The sequence below is a fragment of the Bradyrhizobium erythrophlei genome (assembly GCF_042430365.1).
Lineage (GTDB): Bacteria > Pseudomonadota > Alphaproteobacteria > Rhizobiales > Xanthobacteraceae > Bradyrhizobium > Bradyrhizobium erythrophlei.
In genome coordinates, this window is the sequence record NZ_JBHMET010000255.1 from 80001 (window position 1) to 100368 (window position 20368).

Genomic DNA, 20368 nt, shown 5'->3' on the forward strand with positions numbered 1-20368 from the left:
CCGAACGAGGAGACTGCCATGCGTGAGATGATTCGCCCCCTCTGCGTCGCGATGAGTGTCGCCTGTCTTGCTGTGTCGATGACGACGCTGTCGAACGGCCGTGCCCTCGCGCAGGCCAAGCAGCAGCAGATGGCCCCGGCGCCAAAGCAGCCGGCCCAGGCCGCACCCGCGCCGCAGCAGGAGCAGGCGCCGCCGATCAAGCAGATCGCGCTGACCGACAAGCAGATCGACAGCGCGCTTGCTGCGACCAAGGAGATGGATCCGATCACCGCCAAGCTGCCGCAGGACGCCAAGCCCGACCCAAAGGTCACGGCGCAGCTCGAGGGCATCGCCAAGAAGAACGGCTTTGCGAGCTATGACGAATACAACAATGTCGTCGACAACATCTCGCTGGTGCTCGGCGGATTCGATCCGCAGAGCAAGAAATATGTCGGCCCCGAAGCCGTGCTGAAGGCACAGATCGCCCAGGTCCAGGCCGACAAGAAGATGTCGGCCAAGGACAAGAAGGAGGCACTCGCCGACCTCAACGCGGCCCTGAAGTCGCCGCCGCCGGCGATCGAGAACAAGGGCAACATCGACCTCGTCGCCAAGAGCTACGACAAGCTGATGGAAGAGTTCGGCGGCAGCGACGACAATTGAGCCTGCCAGTCCCAAACAACAAGCCCCGGAGAAATTCTCCGGGGCTTTTTTGTTTCGCGAGAGCTTCAGGGCGGTCCCGAGCGGGTCCTCATTCCTTCCCGCGAGTGGCGCAGGGCGTTCGCAGCTCAAGTCCGCGTGCGCATCCGCATCATGAAGCTGTCGAACGAGAGCTCGGCGACCTGCATCCAGGCCAGCGATTCGTTGCGATAGGATGCCTCGACAAGGGAACGACCTTGATGTCGTCTTTTCTTCGCCGATGATCGACGTTGTTGTGGTGAGCGTTTCCGATGGCCTTCGACAGGCACTTGTTGGTGGAAGTCCGAGCTTTCCGGTTCCACGATCAGGATGGCCGTTCGCTCGGGGATAATCAAGCGCTGTCCGCCCACCGCAGCTGCGAAGAAGCCCCGTATTTCACCTGACGAAAGTCTAAGCGGTGCGCTGCTTCAATCGCTGTGATCTGCTAGTCAGAGGTGGCCAGCCGTCAGGAGTTCAAGGACATGGCCAACAAGAAAGTCGTGGTCGCCGGTGCAACCGGTCTCGTCGGCAGCGCCGTGTTGCGACACTTCGGCGCATCGGACGATTGTGAGCGCGTTGCGCTGTCGCGCCGCCGGCCGCGCGACCTCTACGGCGCGCGTCACGTGCCTGTTGATCTGACCAATGCCGAGGATTGTCGGTGCGCGGCGGCCGAACTGCGCGGCGCGACGCATCTCGTCTATGCCGCGCTCTACGAAGCGCCGAGCCTGATCGATGGCTGGCGTGACGCAGAGCAGATCAGGACCAACGACCTGATGCTGCGCAATCTGATGGGCGCGCTCGAGCCCGTCGCGCCTGATCTGACCCACGTCGCGCTGCTGCAGGGCACCAAGGCCTATGGCGTCCACGTCCGTCCGCTCACGGTGCCGGCGCGCGAGGGCCGCTCGGAAATGTACGAGCAGCCGAATTTCTACTGGGCGCAGGAGAATTTCCTGCGCGAGCTGCAGCAGGGCAAGGCCTGGCACTGGAGCATCCTGCGCCCCGTGCTGATCATCGGCGAGGCGATGGGCGGCGCGATGGATTTGATCCCGCCGCTCGGCGTCTACGCGGCTGTCTTGCGCGAGCAAGGCCGGCCGCTCGATTATCCCGGCGGCGCCGCGCGGGTGTCACAGGCGGTCGACGTCGATCTCCTTGCACGCGCAATTGCCTGGTCCGGCGAGGCAGAGGCCGCGCGCAACGAGGCTTTCAACGTCACCAATGGCGACGTCTTCACCTGGGAGAACATCTGGCCCGCGATTGCCGATGCGCTGGAGATGACGCCGGGCCAGCACGTGCCGCTGTCGCTTACGCGGGAATACAAGAACTGGATCGCGCCGTGGGATGAGCTGCGCAGGAAGTACGACCTGATCGCTCCGCGCCTCGAGGAGTTCGTCGGCCTCTCGTTCCAGTATGCCGATTACAGCATGCGCTATGGTCAGACCGAGAGCGGCCCGCCGTCGATCGTCTCGACGGTCAAGATCAACCAGGCCGGCTTCACCGAGATGATGGATACCGAAGTGATGTTCCGGAAGTGGTTCAAGCTGGCGCGGGCGAGCCGGCTGTTGCCGTGATATCTCATTGTGTCGCCGACGCCCTCTTCTCCCTCGCCCCGCTCAGGCGGGGAAAGGTAAGAGGGCTCTCCAATCTCACAAGCGGAGCTAGCGCTAGCGCGAAAACGCCGCCTCCATCGCCTTGCGCGTCCTGATCGTGTCGCTGGCCTCGTCGACATCAACGTCGCTCCAGCGCACCACCGCGCCGTGGGCGACGTCGTTCTTCAGCTTGACGCGATGGGCGAGTCCGATCGGCAGCGCGCCGGCGGCGAGGCTTGCTTGAGCTGGCAGCAGCTTGCCCCATACCGTGTAGCCGCCTTCGCCGTCCAGCATCTCGCCGGCGCGCAGGTTGCGCTTGGCGACCGCGGCGACGTCGCCGCGGAAGCCGCGTGGCTGCCCGGTCGGCTCGTTGCGCAGCGCGGCCGACAGCACCGAAATGTTCAGCTCGAGCCCGATCAGATGATACGGCTTGTACATCGCCGCATAGCGGCCGGACGCATCGGTCTTGAGGCCGTATTGCTTGAAGCAGTCGGCGGCATAATCGTTCGGCGCCTCCAGCACCACATAGACGCCCCAACGCAGGTCGCGGAACACCGGTCGGCCGTCACGCTCCAGCGACGACACCACCTCCACGGTGCCGGATTTCTCCAGCACGCCGCCCTGTTCACGCGGCCGCATCACGTGCGGCAGATCGTCGACGCCGCAAGGCGGAAACAGCAGACCGTCGGAGGGCACGTCGAGCCCGGTAGAGTTGGCGATCGCCGCCATCTCGATGGCTGATTTGGTGCCGTCGAGGAAGGAGTTGAACATCTGCGGGTTCATGCCGGCCGATTGCGCTTCGCCTGCGGTGAGCCCGTAATGCTGCCACACGCCTTCCGGCGTCACGTCATGATAGGCGGGGAGATATTTGGTGCCCTTGCCGGCGGCGACCACGCGAAAACCCGTGGCGTGCGCCCAATCGACCAGCTCGGCCGTCAATGCCGGCTGGTCGCCATAGGCGAGCGAATAAACCACGCCTGCCTTGCGTGCTTCCTCGGCGAGCAGGGGGCCTGCCAGTACGTCGGCCTCGACATTCACCATCACGACATGCTTGCCAGCGGCGATCGCCGCCCGCGCATGGCGAATGCCGACCGCAGGATTGCCGGTCGCTTCCACCACCACGTCCAAAGCGCCACCGGCAATCGCGCGGGCGCCGTCGTCGGTGAAGGCGGTGGCCTTGATCCGCGCCTCGTCCCAGCCGACCGTGCGGCACGCTTCGCGCGCGCGATCGCGGTCGAGATCGACGATGATGGGCACCTCCAGTCCCGGCGCGTGCGGCACCTGCGACAGGAACATCGAGCCGAATTTGCCGGCGCCGATCAGCGCAACGCGAACGGGCTTGCCGGCGGCAGCGCGGGCTTGGAGGAGGTGATGCAGGTTCATGATGGGTGTCCGAGAAATTGTTGTGAGGTGCAGCGCTGCTGCCTGGATTCCGTCATGGCCGGGCTTGGCCCGGCCATCCACGTCTTCGGTGCAGCGAGCGTGTTAAGACGTGGATGCCCGGGACATCTTGCGCGAAGACGCGCTTCGCGCTTTTGCCCGGGCATGACGACGTTGAGAGTACGCGTCAGCTTACTCCGCCGCCTGCCGTGGCGCACGCGCCAACCGCAGCAACGCGTCGTCATCCACGGTCTTGATCGGCGTGAAATCGCGATGCGCGATGTACTGCGGCCGTGTCGGGGTGCGGATATAGTTCGAGACCGCGTTCAGCGTCAGGTAGACGATCTTGCGCGGGTAGGGCGTGATGTTGCCGCTCGAGCCGTGCACCAGGTTGCCGTGGAACATCAGCATGCCGCCGGCCTTGCCGGTCGGCGCGACGATGCCGCCCTGCTTCACCAGCCGCGTCACCGTCTCTTCGTCGAGCGTCCACAGCGGGTATGACGTCGTCTCCAGATCATGCGAGGCCTTCAGATCGCCGGCGGATTGGCTCTTCGGCACCAGCATCAAGGGCCCGTTGATCGGCATCACCTCGTCGAGGAAGATCGCGATGTTCATTGCGCGCGGCTCCGGCATGCCGTCGTCACGCTTCCAGGTGCCGTAGTCCTGGTGCCACTGCCAGACGTCACCGGTGAAGGCGGCCTTCGCATTGATCTTGAACTGGTGCATGTAGACCTTCTCACCGAAGATCTGCTCGATCGGTTCGATCATGCGCGGATGCGCGCCAAGCACGCGGAAGGCCTCGTTGTAGAGATGCGCGGCAAAGGCGGTGCGCGGCGCGCCGCTCTTCTCGCGCCACACCTCGGGGCGATTGGCGTCGTAGATCGAGACCGCCTCGCGGGCGAGGAAATCCACCTCTTCCTGGCTGAACAGCTCGGGCAGGAACAGCCAGCCCTCGCGATGGAAGAATTCGATCTGCTCTGGCGTCAGTTTCATGGTGCTTTCCTCCTTTTGTCTCTTGTTCTCATTCTCGTCATGGCCGGGCATAGCCGTCTGAAGGACGGCGTCGCTTCCGCTCGCCTATGCCCGGCCATCCACGTCTTTGTTGCGCGGCGAAGCAAGACGTGGATGCCCGGGCATGACGGCTGCTACGCCGCCACGTCGGTCGCCCTCAATCTCTCTTCAGTCAGCCGCCCCGCCGTCTGCGCGTGCGCCAGCGCTGCGGCCTCTGCGGCGCTGGCGTTGCCGGCGAAGATGTGCGCGGCGATGGTCTCGTGTTCGGTCCAGGCGCTGCCGCGGTTGTCGAGCTCGGCGAGCACGGTTGCCATCGAGCGGCGCATATGCGGCCATTGCGGCGCGATCATTTCCTCGATCGCGGAATTGCCGGCGAGGCGGTAGATCGCGCTATGGAAGTCGACGTCGAGCGCAATCAGGCGCGCCAGCGGCGTCGTGTCGTCGATCGCGCTGCCGGCCTTGAGTGCGGCTTCGAGCGCTGACCGGCCGGTGGAATCCTCCTTCACACGCGCGGCGGCAAGCCGCGCCGCCAGCGCATCGATCGCGCCGCGGACTTCATAGAGTTCGCGAATGCGCTGCGGATCGAGCTGCGTCACCTCGAAGCCGCGCTTGCCGCTTTCGGCGACGAGCCCTTGCCGATGCAAGAGATGCAGCGCGTGCGAGACCGGCTGGCGCGAGACGCCGAGCTTTTCGGCGAGCTCGTTCTGGGTGATGCGCTGGCCCGGCAGCAGCGTGCGGTCGATGATCGCCTCCAGGATCCGCGCATAGACCTGGTCGATCAGGTTCGGGAGCGGGTCCAACGGGATCATGCCGGGTCATCCAGGTTTGGAATACGGAATTCCGTGTTCAGGAGGAAGCTACGTCCGGTCAGGCCAACGGTCAAGCGCGTTCTGAGAGGGCCTCTAGTCTGTTGACAAGAAAAGGCTTTTTGATCGCGACCTGTCGAAGCCCAACGAAGATGCCCAGCGCTAGGCCGGGCATCTCGCGCGTGCAGGACCTGTGCAGCCTATTTCTTCTTCCCCAGCTCGGTCAGCATCCGCGTCATCAGGTAGAGCCGCGGCACGATCGAGTTGGTGTCGATGTATTCGTCGCGGGCGTGGTAGCCCCAGCCGGCGAGGCCGAAGCTCTCCACCACGATCGCCTTGCCGCTGCGTCCGGCGTAACCCGCATGGGTGGCGCCTCCGGTCATCTCGACGATGTCGAGCGTGCGGTCGATCTCGGCATAGATCGCCTGGCCCTCCTTGGCGAGCGCGCGGCCGCGGTCGCTGGCGACGAAGGGCGGACGTCCCGGCTCGATCTTCACCGTGACCTCAGTGTCCAGGATCGATTTGTTCTTCACCTTTTCATCGAGCGCGGCCTGAAGCTTTTGCACGCCGTCCGGAATGGTGAGGCGGATGTCGGCGCCGGCGGTCGCATGATCCGGAATCTGGTTGCGCACCGTGCCGGCCTTTGCGGTGGTCCAGTTGAGCTGTGTGCCCGGAATCGACTTGGCGACGTCCTGGGTTTGCAGCAATTGATGCGCGAGCTCGATCAGCGCGTTGCGGCCGAGCTGCGGGGCGGCGCCGGCATGCGAGGCCTTGCCCTTCACATCCATCGTTCCCGTTGCGGTGCCGCTCGCGCCGAGCAGCAGGCTGTCGTTCTTGGCGACGGGAGACGCGGCCGTCGGCTCGAACGACAGCACGACGTCATGCTGGTCGGCGAGCTCGGCGATGAGCTCGCCGGACCCGATCGAGCCGACCTCCTCGTCCGGATTGAACGACACGGTGAGCTTGGTGTAGTCGCGCCAGCCGGCGTCGTTGAGGATCTTCAGCGAATGCAAGATCACGGCGATGCCGCCCTTGTCGTCGGCGATGCCGGGGCCGTAGATCCTGACGCCGTCGACCTTGTAGGGTTGCGAGGCCAGGATGCCGTGCTCATAGACGGTATCCATATGCGCGATCAGCATCAGCTTCTTCGTGCCGGTGCCCTCGAAGGTGCCGATCACGATGTCGGCGCCGGCGCCGCGCGTGGCCTTGCGCCGCTCGGTCTTGGCGCCGAGCGCCTTCAGCCGCGCCTCGGTGTAGTCGGCCATCTTCTTCAGGCCATCGACGTCGCTCGAGCCGGACTCGATCATCACCATGTCGCGCAGGCTCTCGATCACCGCGGGCTGTGCCTGCTCGGCGGCCGCGCGCAGTTTCTCGTCCGCCGCGGCCATGGCAGGGGAGGCGAGGAGGAGCCCGAAGAGGCTGACCGATGCGAGCCGTGTGATTGATGTTGTCATGTCGTTTCCTCCTCGATTTTGTTGGGAGGAAACCCTAGGGCAAATTCGGTTCTGATTGAATCAGAACCGAAGCTCCAGGTTCTTATTTTGACGCGTTTTCTTGACGCGAACCGGCACCCGCCCCACATCAAGTGCGGGGCGGGCTTTCGCTCGAAAACGCTCTCGCATCGGGCTCCACATACCTCCAGCGGCGTCAGTTCTGATCCAGCACCTCGACGTCGAACGTCTCGATCTCGGCGGCATCGGCGACCGCCTCCAGCGCGGCGATCCTGTCGCCGACGATCGTGACCCGCAGCACGATGCGCAAGGCGCCGCCGAGGATGACGGCAACCCCCATCTCGCCATCGACCAGCGCGGGCCTGGCGGCCTGGGCGCGTCCCTTGTAGAGCTCCGCAACCGCTGCGGCCCCCCGGATTTCCGCGAGCGAGCCGAGCCGTTGCGCGGCCTGGTCGGCGCGGAACACCACGTCGGGATCGAGCACCGCGAGCAGTCCCTGGAAGTCGCCGTTGGGGGAGGCCGCGAGGAAGGCGTCGACGATGCTGCGTTGCCGGCCGAGATCGGCATCAGGCGCCGGTGGTGTCCCCTGCACGCGGCGTCTCGCGCGGCTTGCGAGCTGCCGCGCCGCGCCCGGCGTGCGGCCGACGATCGGCGCGATCTCTTCGAAGGAGACCGCGAACATGTCGTGCAGCACGAAGGCCAATCGTTCGGCCGGCGCCAAGGTCTCCAGCACCACGAGGAGCGCGGCGCCGACGGAATCGGCCATCTCGGACTCCCGCTCGCCGGCATCCTCAGTGACCGGCTCCGGCACGTGCGGGCCCATCGGCTCCTCGCGCCGCGATTTGCGCGAGCGCAGCATGTCGAGGCAGATGCGGGCGATCACCGTGGTCAGCCATCCGCCGAGATTGTCGACCGCTGCCGCATCCGTGCGGCTCAGCCGCAGCCAGGTTTCCTGCACGGCGTCGTCGACCTCGGCGGTGGAACCCAGCATCCGATAGGCCACCGCGCGCAAATGGGCCCGGTTGACCTCGAATTGCTCGGCCAGAAACTTTTTCTCGTCCATCGGTCACATTCCCTGTGCGCGCTCCGTCATGGCTATGACGAACGAAATCCGGCCGATGTGACAGCAGATCGGCGCGGCCGCGTCAAAAGCAAAACAGGAGAACGAGACGATGCAAGCCCGTATGAACCACCCGGTCATGGTCCTGCCCGACGCCATGAAGGCGATGCAGGCGCTTGGCGAAACCACCAAGAAGAGCCTGTCGGAAAAGCTGCTGGAACTGGTCTATTTGCGTGCCAGCCAGATCAACGGTTGCAGCGTCTGCGTCGACATGCACCCCAAGCTCCAGGCGCGTCGGCGAGACCGACGAGCGGCTGTTCTGCGTCGCCGCATGGCGCGACACGCCCTTTTTCACCGACGCCGAACGCGCCGCGCTCGCGCTCAGCGAGGCGCTGACGAGGCTCAGCGACCGCGAGGATCCGGTGCCGGACGCGGTCTGGAACGAGGCCGACAAGCATTTTGATGAAAAGGAGCTCGCCGCCCTCGTGCTCGCGATCGCCACCAACAATGTCTGGAACAGGCTCAACGTCGCGGTGCGCCAGCCGGTCGGTGTGTTCAAGGTGTGAGGCGGCGCATGCGTTCTTCGCCTCTCCCCTTGTGGGAGAGGCCGCCACCGATGCAACGCATCGGAGGCGGGTGAGGGGTCTGTCTCCGCGGAGAGAACCCCTCACCCGGCGCAATTCCGTTTCGCTCTATCGCGCCACCCTCTCCCACAAGGGGAGAGGGTGCACCGCTCATGCGGCGAGGAAATCCAGCACGATCTCGCAATAGCGCTGCGGGGCCTGCTCGAACATCGGATGCGTGGTGCCCGGGATCATCTCGGTGCGCGAGCCCTTCACATGGGCCGCGAGCGCGTGCAGCACCTTCGGCAGCATGCCCTTGGTGTTGGCGCCGCCGATGAAGAGGGTGGGTGTCTTGATGGCCTCCGCATCCGCTTTCGAGAATGGCGGTCGCTGGTCGCGGGTCTGGCCAATCAGGGTGGTGGCATTGTCGCGCAGAAGTTGCTTCGACGTCGCTGGCACGCGCTTCCAGGCGCCAGGGCCTTCGAGTGCGTCCATGAAGATCTCCAATCCGCCGTCGATGTCGCCCTTGGCGATCTCCGCGGCACAGGCCGCGAACCGCGCGGCCAGCGGCGAGGGGCCCGGCTTGAAGTCGGGATCAAGCGTCTCGTCGAGCTCGCCGCCGGGCTCGGCCAGGATCAACTTGCGCAACAGATCCGGCCGCCGCTGCGCGGCGCGGAATGCAATGTGGCCACCGCGGGAATGGCCCATCAAATCGACCGGCCTGGTGTCGAATTTTTCGATGAAGGCGATGACGTCGTCGGTATGCTGGGCGATCGAATAGGTGTCGCCGAGGCCATCCCAATGGGCCGGGAAGAAATGCCGCAGGCTGACCGCGATCACGCGATGCTTCGTCGTCAGCGGGCCGAGCACCGCCGACCAGATCCGGAAGTCGCACAGCGAGCCGTGCACGCAGACCAGCGGCGGGCCGTGCCCGATGTCGAGATAGGGCATGTCGAAACCGTTGACGTGGAGGCACTGCATCGAGGGGCTCGCGAAAATGAGGGGAAACAGATACTGTTGATCCCGCCGAAGTTCCCACAGGATTCGGGTGGATAGCAACATTCTCCAAGCCTAGATTCAGCTCCAGCATCAGGCTCCGGACCGTGAGCCGACGACATCGGGAGCGAGCCATGACCGGCCAGCATTTTGCCATCTTCGAGACCGCGATCGGCCCCTGCGGCGTCGTCTGGGGCGACCACGGCGTCACCGGCGTGCAGCTGCCGATGGGCAGCGAGGAGAAGACCCGCAAGCGGATCTTCCAGCGCAGCGGCGACGTCACCGAGGCTACCCCGCCGGCCGACGTCAGGCACGCGATCGACGGCATGGTCGAGCTTTTGGCCGGCAAGCCGAACGACCTCGCCGACATCGTGCTCGATCTCGACGGCGTGCCGGAGTTCAACCGCGGCGTCTACGACATCGCGCGCAAGATCCCGCCGGGCCAGACCATGACTTATGGCGAGATCGCGAAAAAGCTCGGCGGTGTCGAGCTGTCGCGCGACGTCGGCCAGGCGCTCGGCCGCAACCCATGCCCGATTGTGGTGCCCTGCCACCGCGTGCTGGCGGCCGGCAACAAGCCCGGCGGCTTCTCGGCCAATGGCGGGGTCGTGACCAAGCTGAAGATGCTTCAGATCGAAGGCGCGGTGGTGAACCACACGCCGAGCCTGTTTGATTGATCTTCTCCCTCTCCCCGCAAGCGGGGCGAGGTGAAGCGAGCAGCTAGCTTGCTTCGCACACGAACCCGCTGCCCTTCCGCCTGATCCTGCCGACCGACGGTGAGGGGAAATGCGCAGGGCAGCACAGCGTGTCGGTGTCGCAATAGCGCTCCAGGAAGCCGCGGCGCGTCTTGGCCGCCTGTGCCTGGTCGACGTCGAACTTCGCCGACAATTCCGGATAGCGCGCCTGGATCGGCGAATGCATCAAATCGCCGGAAAATACCGCGTCGTCCTTGCCGCGGCCGAAGCTGAACGCGACATGGCCCGGCGTGTGGCCGGGGGTCGGCAGGATGCGCGCGTGATCGCCGATCTCATGATCGCTGGTGACGACCTCGTGCCGCTTGGCCTCGACGATCGGCAGCACGCTGTCGACGAATGGCGGCACGGCGGTCTTTGCGTTCACGTCCGTCCAGTAGTCGAACTCGGTCTTGTTGAAGAGGTAGCGCGCCTTCGGGAAGGTCGGCACCCAGCGGCCGTTCTCCAGCCGCGTATTCCAGCCGACATGGTCGACATGCAGATGCGTGCACATCACGTAGTCGATGTCGTCGACGGAGAAGCCCGCGGCCGCAAGCCCGCGCAGATAGGTGTCGTCGGTCTTCATGTTCCACGCCGGCCGCTGCGGCCGCGGCTTGTCGTTGCCGATGCAGCTGTCGATCAGGATGGTGTGATGCGGCGTCTTCACGACATAGGACTGGAAGCACAGGATCAGCGTGTCCTCGTCGTTGAGCGCGCCTGCGGCCTTCATCCACGCCCGGTTCTCGCCAAGCAGCTCCGGCGTCAATCCGGGCAGCATGTCGAGCGCCGGCAGGAACGTGGTCTCCTGCTCGATGATGCGGTGGATGGTGAGGTCGCCGACGGTGAATTTCAAACTCATGTTGATTCCTTAGGGAAGTCAGTGCGGATCGCGTACGGCAGGAATGACGATGTTGGCGAGGATGTCCATCGCCGCAAGGCCTTCCTTCGGCTTGCCGTACTGGGCTGCCGTCGTCATCATCACAAGGTCGAGATCGGGCACGATAAAGATGCGCTGGCCGCCCCAGCCGAACGCGGCGACCCATTTCACGTCCTTGCCGTCGGCCAGCGAGCGTCCCATCCACCATTGATAGCCGTAGAACAGCGTGCCGCCGAAATAGCCGACCGCCTGGAAGCGCGGGATGATCGACTGCGCGATCCATTCCGCCGACACGATCTGCCGGCCGTTCCATTGGCCGCGGTTGAGCACGAGCTGGCCGATCTTGGCGGCATCGCGCGGGCGCAGGAGAAGCCCGGCGGCAGCCGCGATCTTGCCGTTCTTGTAGGTCTTCCATTCGAGATCGGTGATGCCGAGCGGCTGCAACAGCGCCTCGCGCGCGAAGGCCTCGAGCGGCTTGCCTGACACGCGCTCGAGGATGTTGCCGAGCAGATCCGTGCCGCCGCCATTGTAGGTCCAGAACGTGTCAGGCGGCGCGACGATTGGCTTGCCGAGGACGTAGCCGATCGGATCGGCATCAAAGGCGAGATGCGGCTCGTCGTTGTTCGGATCGTTCCAGGGCAGCGTCTCGTCCCACTTGATGCCTGACGACATCGTGAGCAGGTGGCGGAGCGTGATCGTGTCCCATCCCGGCGATTTCACCGACTGATGCTCGGGGAAGAATTTGACCACGGGTTCGTCGACGCCGGCGATCAGCTTGCGATCGATCGCGATCCCGACCAGCAGCGACGTCACGCTCTTCGACGCCGAACGCATGTCGTGCACGGTGGTGGCGGTGAATTCGCGCGGGCCCTCCGGCTGCCCCCACGGCTGGTCCACGCCAGGGAAATATTGCTCGAACACCAGCTTGCCGTGGCGCGCAACGACAACCGAATGAACCTCCGAGCTCCTGAGCCGTAGCCGCGCCGCGATGCCGCAGAGCCGCGCGCCATCCATGCCGACGCTGTCGGGGGCCGCGGTCGTCCAGCCGTCGTCGAGCGACGCCGGCGACCCGCAGGCCAGATTTCGTTGACCGATCGCCATGCTGTCCGCCCTTGCTGACGTCACTGACGGGATCGGCGCGAGCGCGAGGCTCGCGCAGAGCAGGATTTTGGGGAAGTGATCGCGCATCCTCATCTTCCCCTCCAGGTCCGACGCTATGCCGCCGGCGGGACCGAAATCTTCACCGAGGGCCGCTCCGACACCTTCTGATAGAAGGCATCGAGTTTCGGATAGGCCTTGCGCCAGCCGCAATCGGGAAACCGGAAGTCGGCATAGCCGAGCACGCAAGTCAGCCCGATCTGCGCAATGTCGAACGGGCCGTCGAGGACGTCGGGCCGGTTCTCGAACCGCGCCATGCCGATCCAGGCCCTGTTCCAGTGATCGTCGTGCCAGGCCTGCCAGAGCGAACCTTGCGGCCGCACCATCTTCTCGTAGCGGCACAGCAGCATGGAATCGAGCATGCCGTTGATCAGCGAGTGATCGGTCTTCACCTTCCAGCGCCGCGGACCGTAGCCGGGGATCAGCCGGCCGCCGCCGAGCTCGTTGAGATATTCGACGATGACGTAGGAATCCAGGATCACATCGCCATGGTCCAGGATCAGCACCGGCAGCTTCTTCAGCGGCGTGATCTTCGAGTATTCGTCATTGGCCTGGCCCGGCGCGACGGTGGCCGGCACCAGCTCGATCTTGTCGATCAAGCCAAGCTCGATCGCCGCGATCCGCACCTTGCGGGCGAACGGCGAGGCGGGGGAGAAGGTGAGTTTCATGCGAAGCCCCTTGGCAAGGTTCGTTGGGAATTGCCGTCATTGCGAGGAGCTCGCGACAAAATTGCGAAGCAATTTTGCGCTGAAGCGACGAAGCAATCCATCTATCCGACGCGGTGACATGGATTGCTTCGCTTCGCTCGCAATGACGTGGTTGGCGCCGATGCCCGGCGCCTTACCTCACGCCGCGATGATCTGCTGGCGCTGCTCGCCGAGGCCATCGATGCCGAGGGTGACGACGTCGCCGACATTGAGGAAGGTCGGCGGCTTCATGCCGAGGCCGACGCCGGGCGGCGTGCCCGTGGTGACGATGTCGCCGGGCAGCAGCGTCATGAACTGCGAGACATAGGAGATGCACTTCGCCATCGAGAAGATCATGGTCGCGGTGTTGCCGGTCTGGCGGCGCTGGCCGTTGACGTCGAGCCACATGCCGAGCTTCTGCACGTCGGGGATCTCGTCCTTGGTCACCAGCCACGGGCCCAGCGGGCCGAACGTGTCATGCGACTTGCCCTTGGTCCACTGGCCGCCGCGCTCCTGCTGAAAGTTGCGCTCGGAGACGTCGTTGCAGACGCAATAGCCGGCGACATGGTTTAGCGCGTCGGCCTCCGAGACATATTTGGCGCGGGTGCCGATGATGGCGGCGATCTCCACTTCCCAGTCGAGCTTGGTAGAGCCGCGCGGCTTCTCGACCGCGTCGTTCGGGCCCGACAGCGAGGTGTTGGCCTTGATGAAGAAAATCGGCTCGGACGGGATCGGCGATCCCGTCTCCTTGGCGTGGTCGGTATAGTTCAGGCCGATCGCCACGAATTTGGAGATCCCGGTGACCGGGGCGCCGAAGCGCGGCTTGCCTGATACGGCGGGGAGCGAGGCGGCATCGAGGGCCGCGAGCTTCTTCAGCGACTCCGGCGCGTAGGCGTCTCCGTTGAGGTCCTTCACATGCGCCGAAAGATCGCGGAGCTGGCCGGATTTGTCGACCAGGCCGGGCTTTTCCGCACCCTTTTCACCATAACGCACAAGCTTCATTTGATCACTCCCTACGGGGTTTCTAGAGGATTGTTGCTGGTATACCTCAGCATGCTTCTTGGAACAGCGCGGCGGGAAATTCAATGGCCCAGAGCGCACTGCATTGCAGCCAAGCCTTATTTCAAGGCTGTATCGGACCGATCACGTCAGCGCGGTGAACCTGAACGCATCCCCGTCGCGCCTGAGATGGCCGGCGCTGAAGTGGCCGCCGATCACCAGCGTCGGCGTATCGGCAAAGCGCGAGAACAGCTCGCGCCGCGTCACCGCCGACTGCTTCTGGTCGAAATCCGCGGTCGACGACCAGTCGAGATGGTACATCTGGCAGGGGTGATGGGCGACGTCGCCGGTCAACAGCGCCGCCTCGCCATCCGAGGCGATGTGCACGCTCATGTGGTCGGGGCTGTGACCCGGTGTCGGGATCAGCGTGATCTCGTCGCTCAGGCGATGGTCGCTCGGCACCAGCTCCGCCTTGCCGGCGTCCACGATCGGCTGCACGGAATCGGTGAAGACTGCGACCTTATCCGCCTCCTCCTTGGTGTCGCGCCAGTAGTCATATTCGGTCTTGCCGAACACGTAACGCGCGTTGGCGAAGGTCGGCACCCATTTGCCATCGACGAGCTTCGTGTTCCAGCCGACATGGTCGACATGCAGATGCGTGCACAGCACGGTGTCGATGCTGTCGGGCGCGAAGCCGGCCGCGGTCAACGCTTCCAGGAACGGATCGTTGCGGTTGTTCCAGGTCGGCACGTTGCGGCCCTGCTTGTCGTTGCCCAGACCGGTGTCGACGATGATGCGGTGCTCGGGCGTCTCCACCAAGAGCGAATGGATCGACATTTTCAGCCGCCCCTCGTCAGTGGCGAAATGCGGAATGAGCCAGGGCAGGCTCAGGATCTCCTCGCGGCCGGCGAGCGGCAGGATGAAGCGCGTGCTGCCGACCGTCTCGACCTCGACGACCCTGGTGATTCTGACCTTGCCGACCGTCCAATGCATCCGGCGTTTCCCCTTGTCGTTTGTTGTTTGGTGGCTCGTTACCGTGCGCAGTCGACGATCACGGTGCCCACCTTGTCGCCCTTCTCGACGGCGAGATGGGCCGCGGCGGTGTCGGCGAGCGCGAATTGCCCGGCGATGTTGTGCACGCGGGTGCCCGATGCGAGCCACTTGGTGATGTCGTCCTGCGCGGCCGCGAGCAGCGGCGGCGGCAATGCGAACAGCAACAATGAACGCAGCGTGATGCATTTCTCCATCAGTTCGCGCATTGGCACCACGGGCGTGCGATTGCCGTTGGTGGCGTAGACCGCGATCGTGGAATTCAGCGCCATGATCTTCAGCGTGGTCGCGAGGTTGCCGCCGAAATCGACGTCGACCACGCGGTCAACGCCGCGGTTCTCGGTGAACGCCATCACCTTGGATACGACGTCCTCGGTGCGGTAATTGACGACCATGTCGGCGCCGGCGAGCCGCGCCTCCATATCCTTCACCTGCGAGCTCACGGTCGCGATCACCCGCGCGCCGCCCCACTTTGCCAATTGCACCGCGTAATGGCCGACTGCGCCGGCGCCGCCGGTGACGAGCACGGTCTGCCCCGCGACGGGACCGTCCGCGAACAGCGAACACCACGCGGTCATACAGGGGATGCCGAGCGTCGCGCCGGCTGCAAACGACACGTCGCCGGGCAGCGGCGTCACCAAATAGTCGGCGAGCGCGATGTATTCGGCCGCGGTGCCGAAGGCGCGGCCGTTGCGCTGGCCGTTGAACAGCCAGACGCGGTCGCCGACCGCGAATTTGCTGACGCCTTCGCCGACCTGGTCGATGATCCCGGCGCCATCGCTGTTCGGGATGACGCGTGGAAACTCCATCGCGCGATAATTGCCGCTGCGGCGGCCGACATCGGCCGGATTGACGCCGGACGCCTCGAGGCGGACGCGGACCTCGCCCGGCCCGGCCTCGGGCGTCGGCATCTCGCCAACGGTGAGGACCTCGGCGGCGGGCCCCGCCCGCTCGTACCAGACGGCCCTCACAGCGTGCCCGGGAAAGCGCCGCCGTCGAGCAGGATGTTCTGCCCGGTGATGAAGCCGGCCTTGGCGCCGCACAGGAAGGCGCAGGCGTAGCCGAACTCGTCGGGATCGCCGAAGCGCCCGGCCGGATTCTGTTTGGCGCGCTCGGCGAGCAGTTCGTCGGGCGTGATGCCGCGCTTTTCGGCTTCCGCCTTCGCAGTGCCGCGCAGGCGGTCGGTGACGAACGGGCCCGGCAACAGACCGTTGATGGTGACGTTGTTGATCACGGTCTTGCGCGACAGGCCGGCGACGAAGCCGGTGAGGCCGGCGCGCGCGCCGTTGGAGAGGCCGAGGATCTCGATCGGCGCCTTCACCGCGGCCGAGGTGATGTTGACGATGCGGCCGAACTTGCGCGCCATCATGCCGTCGACGGTGGCCTTGATCAGCTCGATCGGGGTCAGCATGTTGGCGTCGATCGCCTTGATCCAATCGTCGCGGGTCCAGTTGCGGAAATCGCCGGGCGGCGGGCCGCCGGCATTGTTGACCAGGATGTCCGGCTCGGGGCAGGCCTTCAGCACGGCCTCGCGGCCGGCCGGCGTCGTGATGTCGCCGACGATCGCGGTGACGGAGACGGTGGGGTGGGCTTTGCGAATTTCGTCGGCGGTCTTGTTCAGCGCCTCCGCGCCGCGCGCGGTCAGTGTGACGTGAACGCCTTCATTGGCGAGCGCCATCGCGCAGGCGCGGCCCAGCCCCTTGCTCGATGCGCAGATGATGGCGCGGCGGCCTTTGATTCCGAGATCCACGGTTTCACTCCCTGTGATGTCTGGAAGGTTTTGATGGCAACAGCTTAGCCAACATCATGCGCCCTGATAAGGGCTCGGGCATTGCGCCAGCCGAAATCGTAGGTATCAAGGAGCGCATACCAGGGAGCCCGCCACGTCAGACCTGTTCCCCACGCACTCAGATCGTCATTGCGAGGAGCGCCGCGACGAAGCAATCCATCTATCGGGTATGCCGCGATATGGATTGCTTCGCTCCGCTCGCAATGACGGTAAGCTAAGGCCGCTCACCCCGCCCTTGTCTCCGCCCTGATCATATCGGCCGCCTTTTCGCCGATCATGATGGTCGGCGCGTTGGTGTTGCCGCCGATCAGTGTCGGCATGATCGAGGCGTCGACCACGCGCAAGGCCTCCAGGCCGTGGACGCGCAGCTTCGGATCGACCACCGCGAGCGGATCGTTGACACCCATCTTGCAGGTGCCGACCGGGTGATAGACGGTGTCGACCCGCGCGCGCAAGATGTTGCGGATGTCGTCGTCGGTGCGCACGTCCGCGGTGAACATGTCCTTCTGCTGCAGGGCGCGCAGCGACGGCGTCTCCATCAGCCGCCGCGTCGTCTTGTAGCCAGCGACCATCGCCTCCAGATCCTCGGTTTCGCCGAGGAAGTTCGGATCGATCAGCGGCGCCCGCATCGGATCGGCGCTTGCGAGGGCGACGCTGCCGCGGCTCTTCGGCCTGAGCAGGCAGACGTGGCAGGAGAAGCCGGTGCCGCTGTGGCGCTTGCGGCCGTGGTCGTCGACCATCGCCATGCCGAAATGCAGTTGGATGTCGGGGATGTCGAGGTCGGGCCGCGTCTTGAGGAAGCCGCCGCATTCGGCGAAGTTCGAGGTGAGGGGGCCGCGGCGCTCGCGCCGATATTGCAGGATGGCGCGGACCAGCCGCGGCATGCCCTTCAGCGAGATGCCGGCGAAGTTCGGATTGTCGGACATGTAGCCGAAGATGAAGTCCGGATGATCCTGCAGGTTTGCTCCGACGCCGGGCAAATGGTGCGTGCTCGCGATGCCGTGTTTGGCGAGCGCGGCCACGTCGCCGACGCCTGATAGCATCAGGAGCTGCGGCGACTGGAAGGCGCCGGAGGAGAGGATCACCTCGCGCCGCGCGCGGAGCTGCTTCAGCGCGTTGCCCTGTTTGTATTCGACGCCGACCGCGCGCTTGCCTTCGAACAGGATGCGGGTCGCCTGCGCGCCCGTCTCGACGCGCAAATTCGCGCGCTTGCCCATGTGCGGATGCACATAGGCGCGCGCCGCGCTCCAGCGCTCGCCGTTCTTCTGCGTCACCTGGTAGATGCCGAGGCCCTCATGGTCCTCGCCGTTGAAATCCTCGCGGATGCGGAACTGGCCTTCCTGCGCCGCCTGCAGGAAGGTCTGCTGGATCGGGTTGTCGGAGCGCAGCCTGTTGACGGCGAGCGGGCCGCCCTTGCCGTGATACTCGCCGTCGAAATCGGCGTTGTCCTCCGAGCGCTTGAAATAGGGCAGCACGTCGGCAAACGCCCAGCCGCTGTTGCCGAGCGAGGCCCAGTGATCGTAGTCGGCGCGGTGGCCGCGGATGTAGACCATGGCGTTGATCGCCGAGGAGCCGCCGAGCCCCTTGCCGCGCGGCTGATAGCCGATGCGGCCGTTCAGCCCCTTCTGCGGCACGGTGCTGAAGGCCCAGTTGTTGATCGTGCCCGCGACCATCAACACCAGCGCGCCGGGCGTGGTGACGACCCAATTGTCGTTCCTGCCGCCGGCATCGAGCAGCGCGACCGAGGTCGCCGGATCCTCCGACAAGCGTCCTGCGACCGCGCAGCCGCCCGAGCCTGCGCCCACCACCACGAAATCGAATGTGTCTGTCATGAATGTTTCCCCCTGCCAGTTATTATTCGTCATTGCGAGGAGCGCAGCGACGAAGCAATCCATCTATCCCCGAGCGGCGCGATGGATTGCTTCGCTGCGCTCGCAATGACGGTGATGGTGCCCTACGACAACAGCCGCATCAGCTTCTCCAGCCGCGCGATCTTCGCGCCATAGGGCGGATAGAGGTCGGCGAGCCGGTTGAAGCGCGAACGATAGAACACCGGCTTCAATTTGGTCAGCGTCTTGAACCCCCATTCGCCGTGATAGGCGCCGCTGCCCGAGGCGCCGACGCCGCCCATCGGCTGGTGCGCCTGCGCGAAGTGGAACAGGCAGTCATTGACGGTGACGCCGCCGGACACCGTGCGCGCCAGCACCTCGTCGCTCCACCGCTTGAGGTGTCTTGCCGCATGCTTGATCTCGCCGAGCACCAACATGGTCTCGGCGATCACGGTCTCGACCGTCGAGCGGTGGCCGAAATCGGCCGAGAACGCCGCCGCGAACTGCGCCTCGTTCTCGGTGACCGCGGCGCGCAGCCGGCGGAGCCGGTCGAGCCGCGCCTCCAGCGTCGGCGCGGCCTCGTTGCGCGACAGCTCGATCTGGCGCTGGAAGGCCTCCTCGAGCGCGTGCTGCCCGGGGCTCTTCAATGGCCGGTCCATGGTCGTTTCCCCCGAGATGACGTCTTCTTGACGGTATCGTTGGACGCCAAACTCCGCTTTTGCGCGGTTTCTGGCAAGAGCAGGTTCCGCATCCGCGATTCCGGTAACGAAACCGGTGATTTCCGCGTCACAAAAACCTCAAAAAGCTGCTCGCGGGGCTTTCCAAACCGGGGCCACGTTGATACATACGCCCCGCACCCGACGGCTTCGGTCCGGGTTGCCTTCTCAGGAAGCCCTCCGGACGGATCGATCGGCGCCGTTTTTAAGCGTTGGCCGACCGCCTCGGGCTCCCCTTCTGCAAGGCATGCAACGGTTTAACGCGGGGTGGAGCAGCCCGGTAGCTCGTCAGGCTCATAACCTGAAGGTCATAGGTTCAAATCCTATCCCCGCAACCAAATCTCGACCGGCAGAGATGAAGAGCCCGCCTCTCGGCGGGCTTTTTCGTACGTGGACCCATCACAACTGCGCGGTGGCCGCCCCATGCTTTGCGCCGGCGCCACAGAAGCCGTGTCAAGGCGGCAAGGCGTGTTCTGCGCTTGGCAATAGAGCACCCGCGGGCGCGACATACCGATTCTCTCCGCGGCGCTTTTGTTCGGCATGTTGCGCCGGCCGAATATCGCAGGCGGTTCGCTCGCGGCGCCTCTAGGGTTTTGTGAACATGGCGTTGCCACTCGCCGTATTGGCGGCCGGAACCTCCTCCTGCAGCACGTCCCAATGTTCGACGACCTTGCCGTCCTCAACACGGAAGATATCGACCGCAACCATCGGCTTTGGTCCCCAGCCGGTATAGCGGCCATGAACCATGACGAGGTTGCCATCGGCGACGGCCATGCCGGGTTCATAGGTCAGGCCGGTGAGGGTCGGGATCAAGCCGGCGATGGCTGACGGTCCGTCCGGGATCGTCGGGTTATGCTGCTTGTAGTTCAAGCCAAAATATTGCTCAACGACCGTTGGATCCCGGTCGATAAAGGCCCTCTTGAGGACTTCGAGGACGATTTCCTTGTTGGACATTGTCATGGCCGATCCTTATCTACCTATCGATAGATAGATAGTAATCCCGTAGCAAAATACCTGTCAAGTAAT

General features: G+C 64.9%; 19 protein-coding genes, 1 tRNA gene and 2 pseudogenes. 5 read left to right on the forward strand and 17 right to left on the reverse strand.

All coding sequences use genetic code 11. The features are described from left to right. Positions 1-18 precede the first annotated feature (18 nt). Positions 19-639, forward strand: a complete 621-nt coding sequence (locus tag ACFFWD_RS38825; protein ID WP_376974674.1) for a hypothetical protein — start codon at positions 19-21, stop codon at positions 637-639. Positions 640-764: 125 nt separating this feature from the next. On the opposite strand, the gene ACFFWD_RS38830 is transcribed toward ACFFWD_RS38825, so the two are convergent. Then, positions 765-1010 carry a hypothetical protein gene (locus ACFFWD_RS38830; RefSeq protein ID WP_376974707.1) on the reverse strand — a complete coding sequence of 82 codons (246 nt, stop codon included), beginning with the start codon at positions 1008-1010 and terminating at the stop codon, positions 765-767. Positions 1011-1136: 126 nt separating this feature from the next. On the opposite strand from ACFFWD_RS38830, the gene ACFFWD_RS38835 reads away from it, so the two are divergent. Further along, the gene (locus ACFFWD_RS38835; protein ID WP_376974675.1) at positions 1137-2222 is read left to right on the forward strand and encodes an SDR family oxidoreductase; all 1086 of its coding nucleotides are present in this window, start codon (positions 1137-1139) and stop codon (positions 2220-2222) included. Positions 2223-2315: 93 nt separating this feature from the next. On the opposite strand, the gene ACFFWD_RS38840 is transcribed toward ACFFWD_RS38835, so the two are convergent. The 5 genes from ACFFWD_RS38840 to ACFFWD_RS38860 form a co-directional block, all read right to left on the reverse strand. After that, entirely contained in the window at positions 2316-3623 is a 1308-nt protein-coding gene (locus ACFFWD_RS38840; RefSeq protein WP_376974676.1) for an NAD(P)H-dependent oxidoreductase, read from the reverse strand. A 189-nt stretch (positions 3624-3812) separates the two neighbouring features. After that, complete coding sequence (locus tag ACFFWD_RS38845; protein ID WP_376974677.1) at positions 3813-4613, reverse strand: phytanoyl-CoA dioxygenase family protein; 801 nt, start codon at positions 4611-4613, stop codon at positions 3813-3815. 152 nt (positions 4614-4765) lie between these two features. Next, positions 4766-5440, reverse strand: coding sequence for a GntR family transcriptional regulator (locus ACFFWD_RS38850; protein ID WP_376974678.1), 675 nt, complete (start codon positions 5438-5440; stop codon positions 4766-4768). A gap of 197 nt (positions 5441-5637) precedes the next feature. Next, the gene (locus ACFFWD_RS38855; RefSeq protein ID WP_376974679.1) at positions 5638-6891 is read right to left on the reverse strand and encodes a M20/M25/M40 family metallo-hydrolase; all 1254 of its coding nucleotides are present in this window, start codon (positions 6889-6891) and stop codon (positions 5638-5640) included. 193 nt (positions 6892-7084) lie between these two features. Further along, positions 7085-7951 (reverse strand): sigma-70 family RNA polymerase sigma factor, encoded by an 867-nt coding sequence (locus ACFFWD_RS38860; RefSeq protein ID WP_376974680.1) that lies wholly within the window; start codon positions 7949-7951, stop codon positions 7085-7087. Positions 7952-8060: 109 nt separating this feature from the next. On the opposite strand from ACFFWD_RS38860, the pseudogene ACFFWD_RS38865 reads away from it, so the two are divergent. Continuing rightward, a pseudogene (locus ACFFWD_RS38865) lies at positions 8061-8514 on the forward strand (carboxymuconolactone decarboxylase family protein). Between the two features lie 168 nt (positions 8515-8682). Here ACFFWD_RS38865 and ACFFWD_RS38870 read toward each other — a convergent pair. Then, positions 8683-9492 carry an alpha/beta fold hydrolase gene (locus tag ACFFWD_RS38870; RefSeq protein ID WP_376974681.1) on the reverse strand — a complete coding sequence of 270 codons (810 nt, stop codon included), beginning with the start codon at positions 9490-9492 and terminating at the stop codon, positions 8683-8685. Between the two features lie 149 nt (positions 9493-9641). On the opposite strand from ACFFWD_RS38870, the gene ACFFWD_RS38875 reads away from it, so the two are divergent. Next, complete coding sequence (locus ACFFWD_RS38875; RefSeq protein ID WP_376974682.1) at positions 9642-10184, forward strand: methylated-DNA--[protein]-cysteine S-methyltransferase; 543 nt, start codon at positions 9642-9644, stop codon at positions 10182-10184. A gap of 43 nt (positions 10185-10227) precedes the next feature. On the opposite strand, the gene ACFFWD_RS38880 is transcribed toward ACFFWD_RS38875, so the two are convergent. From ACFFWD_RS38880 to ACFFWD_RS38920, 9 genes and pseudogenes are all read right to left on the reverse strand, one after another. Beyond that, positions 10228-11097 (reverse strand): MBL fold metallo-hydrolase, encoded by an 870-nt coding sequence (locus ACFFWD_RS38880; protein ID WP_376974683.1) that lies wholly within the window; start codon positions 11095-11097, stop codon positions 10228-10230. An 18-nt stretch (positions 11098-11115) separates the two neighbouring features. Then, a complete protein-coding gene (locus ACFFWD_RS38885) occupies positions 11116-12309 on the reverse strand; it encodes a serine hydrolase domain-containing protein (protein WP_376974684.1) in 1194 nt (397 codons plus the stop codon). 20 nt (positions 12310-12329) lie between these two features. Then, the gene (locus ACFFWD_RS38890; protein ID WP_376974685.1) at positions 12330-12941 is read right to left on the reverse strand and encodes a glutathione S-transferase family protein; all 612 of its coding nucleotides are present in this window, start codon (positions 12939-12941) and stop codon (positions 12330-12332) included. 177 nt (positions 12942-13118) lie between these two features. Beyond that, entirely contained in the window at positions 13119-13961 is an 843-nt protein-coding gene (locus ACFFWD_RS38895; RefSeq protein ID WP_376974686.1) for a fumarylacetoacetate hydrolase family protein, read from the reverse strand. A gap of 141 nt (positions 13962-14102) precedes the next feature. Next, entirely contained in the window at positions 14103-14951 is an 849-nt protein-coding gene (locus ACFFWD_RS38900) for an MBL fold metallo-hydrolase (protein WP_376974687.1), read from the reverse strand. Between the two features lie 38 nt (positions 14952-14989). Further along, positions 14990-15979, reverse strand: a complete 990-nt coding sequence (locus ACFFWD_RS38905; RefSeq protein WP_376974688.1) for an NADPH:quinone reductase — start codon at positions 15977-15979, stop codon at positions 14990-14992. Further along, complete coding sequence (locus ACFFWD_RS38910; RefSeq protein ID WP_376974689.1) at positions 15976-16758, reverse strand: SDR family oxidoreductase; 783 nt, start codon at positions 16756-16758, stop codon at positions 15976-15978. The genes ACFFWD_RS38905 and ACFFWD_RS38910 overlap by 4 nt, the downstream gene beginning before the upstream one ends. A 263-nt stretch (positions 16759-17021) precedes the next feature. Further along, a complete protein-coding gene (locus ACFFWD_RS38915) occupies positions 17022-18629 on the reverse strand; it encodes a GMC family oxidoreductase (RefSeq protein WP_376974690.1) in 1608 nt (535 codons plus the stop codon). A 122-nt stretch (positions 18630-18751) separates the two neighbouring features. Next, a pseudogene (locus ACFFWD_RS38920) lies at positions 18752-19009 on the reverse strand (coniferyl aldehyde dehydrogenase); the annotation flags it as partial. Between the two features lie 594 nt (positions 19010-19603). Here ACFFWD_RS38920 and ACFFWD_RS38925 point away from each other — a divergent pair. Continuing rightward, positions 19604-19680 (forward strand) — tRNA-Met (locus tag ACFFWD_RS38925). A 247-nt stretch (positions 19681-19927) separates the two neighbouring features. On the opposite strand, the gene ACFFWD_RS38930 is transcribed toward ACFFWD_RS38925, so the two are convergent. Next, positions 19928-20296 carry a nuclear transport factor 2 family protein gene (locus ACFFWD_RS38930; protein WP_376974691.1) on the reverse strand — a complete coding sequence of 123 codons (369 nt, stop codon included), beginning with the start codon at positions 20294-20296 and terminating at the stop codon, positions 19928-19930. Between the last annotated feature and the right edge of the window lie 72 nt (positions 20297-20368).